Source organism: Frateuria flava, assembly GCF_017837635.1.
Lineage (GTDB): Bacteria > Pseudomonadota > Gammaproteobacteria > Xanthomonadales > Rhodanobacteraceae > Frateuria_A > Frateuria_A flava.
Map to the genome: position 1 here is coordinate 55,316 of NZ_JAGJRS010000034.1, position 12,854 is coordinate 68,169.

Genomic DNA, 12,854 nt, shown 5'->3' on the forward strand with positions numbered 1-12,854 from the left:
TCAGGCTTGCGGCAAGGGTTTTCCAGCCACCCAGACCGACCGCTGCAGATCGCCGCCGACCCAGTAGCAAAGTTCGGCGGGCATCCGTGAGTTCCACACCACCAGGTCCGCGCGCTGGCCAACCGCAAGTGTGCCGCGATCCGCCAGTCCGAGGGCGCGCGCCGCGTTCAGCGTGATCCCGCGCAGCGCCTCTTCAGGCGTCAGCCGGAACAGCGTGCATGCCATGTTCGCTGCCAGCCGCAGCGAAAGCAGCGGAGAGGTGCCCGGGTTGCAGTCGGTGGCGATCGCCATCGGCACGCCGTGCGCACGCAAGGCGTCGATCGGCGGGAGACGGGTTTCGCGTAACGCGTAGAACGCGCCGGGCAGCAGTACTGCCACGGTGCCTGCGGTGGCCATCGCGCGGATGCCCGATTCGCTCAGATGCTCCAGGTGATCGGCGGACAACCCGCGGTGCTCGGCGACGAGCGCCGCGCCGCCGAGGTCGGACAGCTGCTCGGCATGCAATTTCACCGGGAGGCCGAGCGCGCGGGCGCGCTCGAACACGCGTGCAGTCTCCTCGCGGCTGAAGCCGATGCCTTCGCAGAACGCGTCCACCGCGTCGACCAGGCCTTCGGCGGCCAGCGCTGGCAGCATCACGTCGCACACCAGGGCCACGTAATCGGAACGCCGCTCGCGGTACTCCGGCGGCAGGGCATGCAGGCCGAGGAAGCTGGTGCGCACGCCGACGCCCAGCGCTTCGCCGATGCGCCGCGCCACGCGCAACATGCGGCGTTCGGTGTCGAGCTCGAGCCCGTAGCCCGATTTGATCTCCAGTGTGGTCACGCCATCGCGGAGCAGCGCGCGCGCGCGCGGAAGGCTCTGGCGAAAAAGCTCGTCCTCGTCCGCCGCGCGGGTGGCGGCGACGGTCGAGGCGATACCGCCGCCGGCACGCGCGATCTCCTCGTAGCTGGCGCCGTTGAGGCGCATGTCGAACTCACGCGCGCGATCGCCGCCGAACACCAGGTGCGTGTGGCAGTCGATCAGGCCCGGCGTCACCAGAGCGCCGTCGAGGTGTTCGACGGTGCGGGCCACTGCAGCAGCCGAGCCGGGAAGGTCCGCCATCGCACCGACCCAGGCGATGGCCCCGTCCTTGATCGCGAGCGCGCCGCGCTCGATGGATCCGAAAGGACGCTCGCCGGCGAAGGTGGCCAAGGTGGCGTCCATCAACAGATGATCCCAACGTGGCGCGGTCATGGCTTTTCCTGTGGAGCGGGGGTGTCGGCAGGCGCCGCCGGTTCGTCGAAGGCGCTGCTCCGCCCGATATGTTCGACTGGCTCGGGAGGCATGTGGCGCGCGGCCTGTTGCCGCTCGAAGTCCTGCACCAGGCGTTCGGCGAAATCCTTGTAGACCGGCGTGGGGCTGAGTAGCGACGAGGCGGCGCGGGCCAGCAGGCAGGCCGCCATCACCGGGATCACCATGGCCTGGTTGTCGGTCAGCTCCATCGCGATGACCGCGGAGGTGAGCGGCGCGCCGGTGACGCCCGAGAGGTAGGCGCTCATGCCCAGCAGCACCACCGCCGCGGCCGGCACGCCAGGCAGGAACTGGGCGATGTTCTGCCCCAGGCCCGCACCGACCGCCAGCGCCGGCGAGAAGATTCCGCCCGGGATGCCTGCCCAGTACGACACAACGTTGGCGCCCAGCTTGGCCAGGCCGAAACCCGGTCCTGGCGTCACCGCCGCCTGCTGCACGATGGCGCGTGCCTGGTCGTAACCGGTGCCGTACACCGAGCCGTGGAACAGCACGCCCAGCACCGCCAGTACCAGCCCGCAGCCGGTGGCGAAGGCGACCGGCCAGCGCGCGCGCAGCGCGCCGATGCGCGCCAGCGGCCCGCGCCGGCTGAGCAGGATCAACCGCGCGAACAAGCCGCCGAGCAACCCGCAGACCACCCCACACAGCAGCACGGCCACCCACGCGTGGCCCAGCGTCAGACTGGCTTCGACTTTGCCGAAGTACGCGTAGTTGCCCATGATCCCCAGCGAGACCACACCGCCGACGATCACCGCCGTAAGCAGCAGGCCACTGAAGCGATGCTCGAACGTGCCGGCCAGTTCCTCGATCGCGAACACCACGCCGGCAAGCGGCGTGTTGAACGCCGCGGCGATGCCCGCCGCGCCGCCGGCCAGGATGAAGCGCGAAGCTGCCTTCGGGTCGGTGAAGCCGAAGCGGCGCGCGAAGGTGTAGAACAGCCCGGCGCCCACGTGCACGGTCGGTCCCTCCCGTCCGATCGAGGCGCCGGCGGCCAGTGCGATCAGCGTGAGCAGCATTTTTCCCGCGGCGATCGGCAACGAGAGCATGTTCTTGCGGAACGACTCGTCTTCGACGTGCAGCGTCGCGATCGCCTGCGGGATGCCGCTGCCGCGGGTGGCGCGGAAGCGGCCTGCGGTGATCCAGGAGAGCAGCCCGAACACCAACGGCGTCAGGATCAGCGGAATCCACACCCCCTGCGCCAGGACACCCAGGAACACCTCGTATGCCCAGGTGCTGGCCTTGGCGAACAGTATCGCCGCCAGCGCCACCAGTACCGCGCCGCTCCATAGCGCGATGCGCCGCTTCCACTGTTGCGGTGCGAAGAATTCGTGGCCTAGCAGGGCCTGCAGGCGGGGATTGGAGGCGGGCATCGGGCCATTATCGTGGGAGTGGACACGGCGCGCGACCGGGGCATCCGCCGCGCGCCGGTCGCGCGCTACAGCGGCTGCGGCCGCCAGCGCATTTCGTACAGGTCGAAGCGACGGTCCTTGAGGTTGGTCACCGCGCCGGCGTTGCGCGCGCGGGCGAGGCTTTCCAGACGCAGGTCGGCGAACAGGACCGTCTCGATGTTGGGCGTGGAATCGGCCGCCACGCCGTCGCGCGCGAAGGGGAAGTCGCTGGGCGTGAGGATGCAGCTCTGGCCGTACTGGATGTCGAAGTTGTTGACGCCCGGCAGGTTGCCCACGTTGCCCGAGAGCACCACGTAGCACTGGTTCTCGATCGCCCGTGCCTGCGAGCAGTAGCGCACGCGCAGGTAGCCTTCGCGCACGTCGGTGCAGAAGGGCACGAACAGGATCAGTGCGCCCTGGTCGACCAGGTGGCGGGCGACTTCCGGAAACTCGGAGTCGTAGCAGATCATCACGCCGATCGGGCCGCAGTCGGTCTGGATGGTCGCTGCGCTCTCGCCGCCGGTGATGTTCCAGACGTTGCGCTCGCTGGGCGTGGGATGCAGCTTCTCGCGCTCGTGCAGCGAGCCGTCGCGCAGGCACACGTAGCAGACGTTGTGGATATCGCCGTTGGGCTGCTCGGTGGGGTGCGAACCGGCGATGATGTTGATGTTGTAGTGCACGGCCAGGCGGCTGAAGAGCTCCTTTACCTGCGGCGTGTACTGGCTGAGCTTGCGGATCGCCTCGACCGGCGACAGCTCCTCGTTCTCGATCGACAGCAACTGCAGCGTGATCAGCTCGGGGAAGGTCACGAAATCGGCGTTGTAGTCCGCGGCGATGTCGGTGAAGTACTCCACCTGCATCGCAAATTCCTCGAACGAGCGGATGCGCCGCTGGAAATACTGTACCGAGGCCACGCGCACCGAATCGGGCAAGTGCTTGGGCGAGGGGATGGAAGGAATGTCGGGGTGGTCCAGCAGGCTGGGGTTGCGCCATGCCAGATGCACCGCCCAGCCCAGCGACTCGTGGTCCGAGGGCACGTAGGCGCGCAGCAGTCCGATCACTTCGAAGCCGTTGGCGAGCTGGAAGCTCAGCGTGGCGTCGCGCCGCTCGCCCGCGACCACCGCCTGCACGTAGGACTCGGCGCTGCCGTAGCGGCCGATCGCCTTGGCCAGCCCGGGAATGCGCCCGCCGAATACGATGCCGCGCAGTTTCAGGTCCACGCACAACCGTTTGCGTGCGTGGTAGAGCCGCTGGCCGATGCGCATGCCGCGGTAGTCCGGATGTACCACCACCTCCATGCCGTACAGCCAGTCGCCGTCGGCCTTGTGCCGCGAGCCCATGCCGCCCCCGGTGATCTGCGCCCAGGTGTGCGGTTTGAGCGCGGTGGCCTCGTCGATGCGGAAGGTCGCGCAGTAGCCGACCAGTTTGCCGGCGTATTCGACGACGAACTGGCCCTCGGGGAAGTGCGTCTGCTGGGAACGGAGCATCTCGGCCGAATGGCCCCATTCGGGCGAGTAGACGCGGCCGGTGAGGTCGACCAGCGCGGGCACGTCGTCGGGGCGGGCCTGGCGCAGCAGCAGCTTGGCGGTTTGCTCGGGCGTCTTCTTTGGCATGCGGCCAGTATCCGAAAGGATGTGTGGTGGAACCGTTGCCGGGCCGGTCGCCCGTCGGGCGCTACACTTGGCCGTCCGCCCCGGAGAGCCCCATGACCTCATCCAATCGCCCCCGCCGATGCCATGCCGGTTACCTGTGGCAGGGCGACGGCTGGACCCGGGACGGGATTTTCGGCATCGGCGCCGATGGCATGTTGCAGGCGGTGGAGGATGGTCCCGCCGAAACGCTGGGTACCTGGGTGCTGCCGGGCATGCCCAACCTGCATTCGCACGCCTTCCAGCGCGCGATGGCCGGCCTGGCCGAGCGGCGCGGCAGGGTGGACGACAGCTTCTGGAGCTGGCGCGAGACGATGTACGCCTTCGCCGCCTCGATCGGCCCGGACGATCTGAAGGCCATTGCCGCGCAGCTCTACGTCGAAATGCTCAAGGCCGGCTATACCCAGGTCTGCGAGTTCCATTATCTGCACCATCGTCCCGATGGCGCGCCCTACGCGCCGCCCGAGGCGATGTCGCTGGCGCTGGTCGAGGCGGCACGCGAGGCCGGTATCGCGCTGACCTTGCTGCCGGTGCTGTACATGCGTGGCGGTTTCGACGGGCGACCGCTGGGAGCGCGGCAGCGCCGCTTCGGCCATGAGGTCGAGACTTACCTGCGCCTGCTCGAGACCTTGCGCGCGCAACAGGACGCGGATCTGAAGGTCGGCATCGCGCTGCACTCGCTGCGCGCGGTAACGGAGGACGCGCTCCAGGCCGTGCTCGCCAGCGGCCTGGCGCAGGACACGCCAATCCACATCCACATCGCCGAACAGATCGGCGAGGTGCAGGACTGCCTGGCCATCCGCGGCGTGCGCCCGGTCGAATGGCTGCTCGACCATGCCGAGGTCGACGCACGCTGGTGCCTGGTGCATGCCACGCACCTGAGCGAACCGGAGACCGCACGCCTGGCACGCAGCGGCGCGGTCGCCGGGCTGTGCCCGACCACCGAGGCCAACCTGGGCGATGGCTTGTTCCCGCTGGCCGATTACATGGACGCGGGCGGTCGGCTGGGTATCGGTTCGGACTCGCACATTTCGGTTTCGCCCGTGGAGGAACTGCGTTGGCTCGAATACGGCCAGCGCCTGGCCACGCGCCACCGCAATATCGCCGCGCGCCACGAGGGTGCGAGCGTCGGCCAGGCGCTGTGGCGCGCCGCGCTGAAAGGTGGCGCGCAGGCGTCGGGGCTCGTGATCGGCGCATTGCAGCCGGGTCATCGCGCGGATCTGCTGGTGCTCGACGACGGCTCGCCGCTGCTCGCCGCGCGCGAGGAGCCGGCCTTGCTGGACAGTTTCCTCTTCGCCGGCAACACGCCGCTGGTCAGACACGTCATGAGCGGCGGGCGCTGGGTGGTGCGGGATTTCCAGCACCACGACGAAGCGCGCATCGCGCAGCGGTATCGCGAAACGGTGCAGCGGCTCAGGCAGCGGCCGCCAGGCTGAGTGCATCCAACGCCGCTCGCACTGAGTGTAGCTGGTGGTCGAGGTCGAAGGTTCCCTCAGGTGCCTGGCCACGTAAGGACGTCCGAACATTGCCCGGCCAGAACCGTTGGCTCGGGGAGGCGCGGCGGCGTTACAGGAAGCGGAAGCCAGCGAGCGCGTCGCGCAGTCGTTCCCTGGCCTCATCCTGTTCGAAGGGCGGCGTGGCTGGCGGATCGTAGACCTCCGGTCGGGTGCCGGTGACCAGCAGATCGATGGCGTAACAGCGGCCGTCGTGGACGGCCCGGTAAGCGTCTACACGCAAGTAGTGGCTCATCGCCGCGTCGACGGCACGGAAGCGGGTGAACCTCACGCCGGCCAGGGTGACGCGTGAAACCTGCGCAGGCACGCCGCTGGCCGGCACGTCCAGGCAATGCGCGCGGGCTGTCGCATCGTCGCCGACGCCGATGCGCAGTTCCGCCGCGGTAACGGCGTTGGAGTGGTCCAGTACCAGCGCCACGACCGGTTCGCCGTGGTCGTCTGCTCTTACGAACGATTTCCACGCGGCGCCGCCCAGGTAGCTGCGCTGAAAATCGTGGCGCACGTACATGCCAGGCGGCACCGCGATCGCAAAGCCATGCGCGGTGTCGACGATCCCTGACGCGGATGCGGGGTGATGGGCCGTGGAGGTGGGCGTCTGCGCGGTGCACGAGGCCAACCCCGTCAGTACCAGCAGCAGGAACGATGTCGGCCTGATCGTGGGCGTACCCGATGCCAAGCGCCTGGTTAGCTCTCCCCTTTGGGCAAAAGGGGGAGGTGAGGGGTGGGGCACGTGGCGATCCATCGTGGGTAACGCGGGTGGTTGTGGGCTGGGCCCGAGCGTGCCACACGAGGGTTGACGCCGACGTTGCGGAAGGGGAGAGGGAGCTCGTTTTCGTTCCGCATTCCAGCCCAGCCGTGGACCATCGAGGAAGCCGGATGGCTTTGCGGCCATTCCGCAGAGGAGGACAATGGTGCTCCCCACCCGCTACGGCCCGCCAAGGGCAGCCGATGAATGACCACCCCGTGCCGGTTGCCGGCACCGCCGACGGATCACTGATCCGCCACGGCACGCCGCTGTTCCGCCAGGCCAACCTGGCCCTGTTCGCCGCCGGCATCGCCACCTTTGGACTGCTGTACTGCGTGCAGCCGCTGATGCCCGAATTCAGCAAGGACTACGGCGTCAGCGCGGCGACCAGCGCGCTGTCGCTCTCGTTGACCACCGGCGTGCTCGCCTTCGCCATGCTGTTTGCCGGCGCGGTGTCCGACGCCTACGGGCGCAAGTCGGTCATGACCGTATCGCTGATCGCCTCGGCACTGCTGGTGCTGCTCACCGCGATCGTGCCCGGCTGGACCAGTCTGCTGGTCCTTCGCACGCTGCTTGGCATTTCCTTGAGCGGCCTGCCCGCCGTGGCGATGACCTGGCTGAGCGAGGAGATGCACCCCGACTCGATCGGGCTGGGCATGGGCCTCTACATCAGCGGCAACGCCATCGGCGGCATGGGCGGGCGCCTGGTTACCGGCGTGCTGGCGGACTTCTTCGATTGGCGCGTGGGCGTCATGGTGGTGGCCGGCATCGGTCTGGCGTCGGGCCTGACGTTCTGGCGACTGCTGCCGCCGTCGCACCACTTCGAGCGCCGGCCGCTGCGCCTACGTACGCTGATGGCCCGCTTCGCCGGCGTGTTCCGCGATGCCGGGTTGCCATGGATGTTTGTCGAGGGCTTCCTGCTGCTGGGCGCGTTCGTGACCGTCTACAACTACATCGGTTACCGGCTGCTGGCGCCGCCGTACAGCCTGAGCCAGGCGGTGGTCGGGTTGATCTTCAGCGTGTACCTGATCGGCACCTTCAGCTCGGCCTGGATGGGCCACCTGGCCGGCAGGCTGGGGCGCCGGCGCGTGCTGTGGACGACCTTTGCGCTGATGCTGACGGGCGTGGGGCTGACCGTGTTCCGGCCGCTGGTGCTGGTGGTCGCCGGCGTGGTGGCGGTGACGTTCGGTTTCTTCGGCGGTCACTCGATCGTGAGCAGTTGGGTCGGTCGGCGCGCAGGCAACGCGAAGGCGCAGGCGTCGTCGCTGTACCTGTTCGCCTACTACATGGGCTCGAGCCTGGCTGGCGCGGGCGGCGGGCTGTTCTATGCCGACCACGGCTGGAACGGCGTGGCCGCTTTCATCGCTGCCATGGTGCTGGCCGGCCTGTTGGTTGCATGGAGGCTGTATTTCCTGAAGCCGTTGCCGGGGCCGCCCTCGCCGGGAACCGAGCCGCCGTTGCCCTAGCCCCTGGCGCCGCTCTTGGTGGGAGCCCGCTTGCGGGCGATGCTCCCGGGGAAGGGAGCAAAAGCATCGCCCGCAAGCGGGCTCCCGCAGGGGAGAGTGTCAGCGTGCCGCCGGTTCCAGCATCTCCTTGACCGCGTCGTAGTCACCATCGCTCTGCTGCGGCGGCAGGCCGAGCAGGTGCACCATCAGCGGGTAGACGTCCACGTTGGGGAAGGGCGGCACCGTCGCGCCATCGCGGAATGCCGGGCCGTGGGCGACGAACAGCGCCCGCATCTGCGGCGCCGCGTTGTCGTACCCGTGCTCACCTATGCTGATGCGGCCCTTGTGCGAGGCCAGCCAGTCGGCCGTGGTGATGCGCCAGCCGACGTCGGCCAGGCACAGCAACTGCGGCACGCGCGGGTTGTGGCCGTAAGCCAGGCGCGCCGGCACCCGGGTCCTGTCCCAGCACTGCATGTGCGGGTGCGGGCGTTCCATCCGCGCCTCGACCGCAGCGAAGTCATGCCCGGGCTTGGGATTGAAGCCGGCCAGCACGCCCAGGCTCACCACCTGCACGTTGTCCAGATCCAGCTGCCGTTCGATCAGAACGCTGTGGTCCAGCGGCACCGAAGCCATGCCGTGGTCGGCGACCACGATCAGATTGATCTTGTCGAACAGGCCGCGCTCCCTGAGCCCCCGCACCAGCCGCGCCATGGCCTGGTCGGTTTCTCGCAGCGCCTGGTCGACCTGCGGCGAATCCGGCCCGTGATAGTGGCCGGCGTGGTCGACGGCATCGAAATACAGGGTCAGGAAGCTCGGCCGCCGGTCGGGCGGAAGATCAAGCCACGCCAGCACCTGGTCGACGCGCTGGGTCGGCGTCACGTTGCCGTCGTACGGCTGCCAGTGGTCGGGGTGGCGACCATGGATATCGGCCTCCGATCCGGGCCAGAACATCGTCGCCGTCAGCAGGCCGTAGCGGTCCGCGGTCTCCCACAGCGGCGTGCCCTCGGCCCACCAGCGCCCGTCGCTGACGGCCTTGCGGTTGTGCAGCGAGAACTTGCCCAGTTGCGCGTCGTACATCGTGTTGTTGACGATGCCGTGGTGATCGGGGCGCAAGCCGGTCACGAGCGTGTAATGGTTCGGGAACGTGAGCGAGGGGAAGGACGGCTGCATGGCACTGTGGATGCCATCGCGCGCGAGCATCGCCACGGTGGGTGTCAGGCCGCGATCAAGGTAATCGGCACGGTAGCCATCGATCGAAACCAGCAGCAGCGGCGTCGGCTTGTTATCGGTGGTGCGTGTCGGGATGGCGCAACCGGCGCTGAATGCCAACATCAGGCAGCACAAGAGACGAAACAGGTTTTTCATAGGCGAGTTCGTACGATGCGACAACTCGCCATCATCGCATCGCTTCCATGTCGTTCAAAACCCGTGCGCCATCACGCTTCTGGCCTGTTGCCTTCGCGCTGGCGCTACCTGCGGCAGCCTGCGCCTGGCAATCACAGCCCGCGACGCCCCGCCCTGTGATCGTGGTGCAGCCGCCTTCGAACGCACGCTTCCAGCAGACCGTGCGGGAAAACCAGGTGCGCGACCAGTTGCAGAAGAACCGGGTCGAAGAACAACTGCGACAGGGACGCGCGGACGCCATGCGCCGGCCTTATGCCGCCAGCACCGTCCACGCGACCCGGCTGGACCAGGGCGACCAGGCGCAGCAGGAACTCTACCGCGCCCGCCAGCAGGATCTGCTCAACCGCTACCAGAGCGCCGTCGCGCCGCCGCTGGTGCGTTCGGGCAAGGCGCCGGCGTCCTCGCGCAGCGGGGATTGACCGGTCCGTTGCGTGCGCACGCGTGGCATGCGCGTGCGACAGCTCAGTTCATCGGGCCGAACAGGTCTCCGCGCGCCACGCCGCTCTCATGAGCGAGCAGGAAGCGTTTCGTTGGCAGGCCGCCACCGAAGCCGGTGAGGCTGCCGTTGGCGCCGATCACACGATGACACGGCAGCACGATGGGCAAGGGATTGCGACCGTTGGCGGCGCCGACGGCACGCATCGCCCGAGGCTGGCCGATGCGTCGTGCCAGTTCGCCGTAGCTGATGGTCGCGCCGTAGGGGATGCCTGCGAGCGCTCGCCACACGGCCTGCTGGAACGGCGTGCCCCGCGGATGCAGCGGTAATTCGAACACCTGTCGGGTGCCGGCGAAATACTGCTCCAGTTGCTTGCGCGCAAAGGCGAGCGCCGGTGGCGAGTGCTCCCAGGAAGGATCCGGTTCGCGCTGGTGGCGGCCGGTTTCGAACCACACCTCGCACAGGCCCTGTTCGTCGGCGACGAGGCGGAGCTGGCCGATCGGGGTGGACAGGTTGTCGTACCAGACAGGGTTCACGGGTCGCGCTCGTTGCCTTGGATGCCCTTCGACTTCGGCCCGGAGGGCCTGCGCTCAGGAGAACGGCGGATGGAGAGGGATGGCCTGTCTCCGGCGCAGGCGGGTGCTTCCCGACTGTTCGGCCCGAGCGTGGCGCAGCGACGTCGAAGAGCCCTGCATACTCACGCGCGCTTTCTTGCAGGTGGCGCCTGATCCGCCACGCTGCGCCACAAATGCATGACTGCGTAGGCGCGCCAGGGGCGCCAGGATTCGGCCATCGCCGAGAGTGCGCGCGTGCTCAGTTCGCTGCCGTCACGGGCCGCCGCACGGCGCAGGATCAGGTCGGCCGCGGGGAAGGCATCCGGATGGCTCAACGCGCGCATCGCCATGTAGTGCGCGGTCCATTCACCGATGCCGGGCAGCGCGGTCCAGTGCGCCACGAAGGCGTCCAGCGACTGCCCGGCGCGGAAATCCGCGCGGCCGTCAAGCAACGCGCGCGCGATGCCGCGGATGGTCTGCGCTCGCGCGGTGATCACGCCTACCTCGCGCAGGTCCGCGTCCACCAGCCGCTCCGCTGCCGGGAACAATCGCCCCAGGCCGGGCAGTGCGGGGATGGCCAACGGCTGGCCCCAGCGCTCCACGATGCGGGCGGCGAGCGTGCGCGCCGCGGCCACGCTGACCTGCTGGCCCAGCACCGCGCGCACCGCAATCTCGAAACCGTCCCATCCGCCGGGCAGGCGCAGGCCCGGCCGTCGGTGCAGCAGAGGCACGAGCACGCCGCCGTCGGCGCCCAGGGTCGCGCCGATCGCCTGAGGTTCGGCGTCCAGGTCGAACATGCGCCGCAACCGCGTCACCACCGCCAGCAGCCGGTCCGGCTGCGGGCAATGCAGTTCCAGCCTGAGGGCGTGCTCGCCGCCGGGCCAGGCCGAAAGGCGCAACCAGCCGGGCGCCTCGGCGGGGCCGAACACGCGCGCGTAGGCATGCTCATCCACCTGCTCGATGCCGGGCAGGGCGCGCGTGCGCAGAAAATCCAGCACGCCGTCGAAGTCGTAAGGTGGCCGATAACTCAGCCGCAGCACCAGCGCGTGATGGGCATCCAGCGCGCGGGGGTGGCGCCGAAGCTCGCTGGGTGCGATGCGGTTGGCCTGCGCGAATGCCGCGTTGAAGCGGCGCAGGCTGCCGAAGCCCGCGGCCAGCGCCACTTCGGTGACCGGCAAGGCGGTCTCGGTCAGCAACTGCTTGGCGAACAGCAGCCGGCGCGTGGTGTGCACGCTGAGCGGCGGTGTGCCCAGGTGTTCGACGAACAACCTGCGCAATTGCCGCCCACCGACGCCTACGCGGGACGCCACCGCATCGAGCGATCCCTCCGACAACGCCCCGTCGTCGATGATCTCCAGCGCGCGCGCCACCACGTGTTCCCCACGACGCCAAGCCGGGTGGCCCGGTGCAAGCTCGGGACGGCAGCGCAGACAGGGACGGAAACCATCCGCCTCGGCCGCCGCCGCGTTGGCGTAGTAGCGCACGTTCGACGGCTTGGGCGGCGGTGCGGGGCAGACCGGGCGGCAGTAGATGCGCGTGCTGGTCACCGCGGTGAAGAACAGCCCGTCGAAGCGCGCATCGCGGCTCAGGCGGGCCTGTTCGCAGACCTGGTGGTCGGGCAGCTTGGCTTGCGCTGTGGACATGCGATGCAGGCTAGCACCGGCCATCGCGCAGCACTCGCCGCTTTCGGACATCAATGAGAGCAGATCGGCGCCAGTCCTAATCCAGCAGGAACGGCTTCAGCGTGCCCCAGGCGTTTTCCAGCACGCGCGCACCGGCGGCGGCCGTGGGATGGACGCCATCGTCGAGCAGCAGCGACGGATGATCGGACACGCCGGCCATCAGCGAGGGCAGCAGCACGACGTTCTTCTCGCCCGCCACCCGCCGATAGACAGCGCTCAGCCGCGCACCGCAATGATCGCGGTCCAGCCTGGGCGGAATCTCGAAGCCGAGCACGGCCACCCGCGCACCGGCGTTGCGGGCCAGATCGATCAGACGGGAAAGATCCCGGTGCAGTTGCATTTCGCTGGCGCCGAGGAAGGCATCATTGCCGCCGAGTTCGAGAATGACGGCGTCGGGATGGTGCTTTGCCAGCAAGCCAGGCAGTTCCGCGAGCGCATCGGTCATCGATTTGCCGGCCCGGCTGGCATTGATGAGCACCGGTGGCGTCGCACTGGCGAGCGTCAGCCGGTCCTGCAGGCGGTGAACCCAGCCGGATTCGACCGGTATGCGGTGGGCCGAACTGAGGCTGTCGCCCAACAGCAGCACGGTTCGCGGTGGGGCCGCGGCCAGCGCCATGGACGCTGGCAGCAAGGCAACGAGAAGGGCGGCAAGCAGGATCCTGATCAGTCGCATGGGCATACCTCGGGCATGAGGGGGGAGTGCGGCGGCCGGTTCGGCCTCCGGGGGAGAGGGTGCGATGGAAGCGGGGC

General features: G+C 68.8%; 11 protein-coding genes. 3 read left to right on the forward strand and 8 right to left on the reverse strand.

The window, feature by feature from the left end:
• From hutI to J7I44_RS15200, 3 genes are all read right to left on the reverse strand, one after another.
• The gene (gene hutI / locus J7I44_RS15190) at window positions 1-1,233 is read right to left on the reverse strand and encodes an imidazolonepropionase (protein WP_209622762.1); all 1,233 of its coding nucleotides are present in this window, start codon (window positions 1,231-1,233) and stop codon (window positions 1-3) included.
• Window positions 1,230-2,657, reverse strand: coding sequence for a chloride channel protein (locus J7I44_RS15195; RefSeq protein ID WP_209622766.1), 1,428 nt, complete (start codon window positions 2,655-2,657; stop codon window positions 1,230-1,232). Before J7I44_RS15195 ends, hutI begins: the two co-directional genes overlap by 4 nt.
• 65 nt (window positions 2,658-2,722) lie before the next feature.
• Window positions 2,723-4,288 carry a bifunctional GNAT family N-acetyltransferase/carbon-nitrogen hydrolase family protein gene (locus J7I44_RS15200; protein WP_209622769.1) on the reverse strand — a complete coding sequence of 522 codons (1,566 nt, stop codon included), beginning with the start codon at window positions 4,286-4,288 and terminating at the stop codon, window positions 2,723-2,725.
• A gap of 92 nt (window positions 4,289-4,380) precedes the next feature.
• Here J7I44_RS15200 and J7I44_RS15205 point away from each other — a divergent pair, with 92 nt between their 5' ends.
• On the forward strand, window positions 4,381-5,760 hold the full coding sequence (locus J7I44_RS15205; protein ID WP_209622772.1) for a formimidoylglutamate deiminase: 1,380 nt from the start codon (window positions 4,381-4,383) through the stop codon (window positions 5,758-5,760).
• Window positions 5,761-5,890: 130 nt separating this feature from the next.
• Here the strand turns inward: J7I44_RS15205 and J7I44_RS15210 are convergent, their stop codons facing one another.
• Window positions 5,891-6,514, reverse strand: coding sequence for a hypothetical protein (locus J7I44_RS15210; protein WP_209622775.1), 624 nt, complete (start codon window positions 6,512-6,514; stop codon window positions 5,891-5,893).
• Between the two features lie 272 nt (window positions 6,515-6,786).
• On the opposite strand from J7I44_RS15210, the gene J7I44_RS15215 reads away from it, so the two are divergent.
• Complete coding sequence (locus J7I44_RS15215) at window positions 6,787-8,049, forward strand: MFS transporter (protein ID WP_209622777.1); 1,263 nt, start codon at window positions 6,787-6,789, stop codon at window positions 8,047-8,049.
• A gap of 99 nt (window positions 8,050-8,148) precedes the next feature.
• Here the strand turns inward: J7I44_RS15215 and J7I44_RS15220 are convergent, their stop codons facing one another.
• On the reverse strand, window positions 8,149-9,393 hold the full coding sequence (locus J7I44_RS15220; protein ID WP_245188226.1) for an alkaline phosphatase family protein: 1,245 nt from the start codon (window positions 9,391-9,393) through the stop codon (window positions 8,149-8,151).
• A gap of 47 nt (window positions 9,394-9,440) precedes the next feature.
• Between J7I44_RS15220 and J7I44_RS15225 the strand changes: the two genes are divergently transcribed.
• Complete coding sequence (locus J7I44_RS15225) at window positions 9,441-9,851, forward strand: hypothetical protein (RefSeq protein ID WP_209622783.1); 411 nt, start codon at window positions 9,441-9,443, stop codon at window positions 9,849-9,851.
• A 43-nt stretch (window positions 9,852-9,894) separates the two neighbouring features.
• On the opposite strand, the gene J7I44_RS15230 is transcribed toward J7I44_RS15225, so the two are convergent.
• The 3 genes from J7I44_RS15230 to J7I44_RS15240 all read right to left on the reverse strand — a co-directional run bounded on the left by J7I44_RS15230 (window position 9,895) and on the right by J7I44_RS15240 (window position 12,720).
• Complete coding sequence (locus tag J7I44_RS15230; RefSeq protein ID WP_209622785.1) at window positions 9,895-10,404, reverse strand: methylated-DNA--[protein]-cysteine S-methyltransferase; 510 nt, start codon at window positions 10,402-10,404, stop codon at window positions 9,895-9,897.
• A gap of 161 nt (window positions 10,405-10,565) precedes the next feature.
• Window positions 10,566-12,065 carry a DNA-3-methyladenine glycosylase 2 family protein gene (locus J7I44_RS15235; RefSeq protein ID WP_209622788.1) on the reverse strand — a complete coding sequence of 500 codons (1,500 nt, stop codon included), beginning with the start codon at window positions 12,063-12,065 and terminating at the stop codon, window positions 10,566-10,568.
• A gap of 76 nt (window positions 12,066-12,141) precedes the next feature.
• Window positions 12,142-12,720, reverse strand: a complete 579-nt coding sequence (locus J7I44_RS15240; protein ID WP_209622791.1) for a GDSL-type esterase/lipase family protein — start codon at window positions 12,718-12,720, stop codon at window positions 12,142-12,144.
• Window positions 12,721-12,854 lie beyond the last annotated feature (134 nt).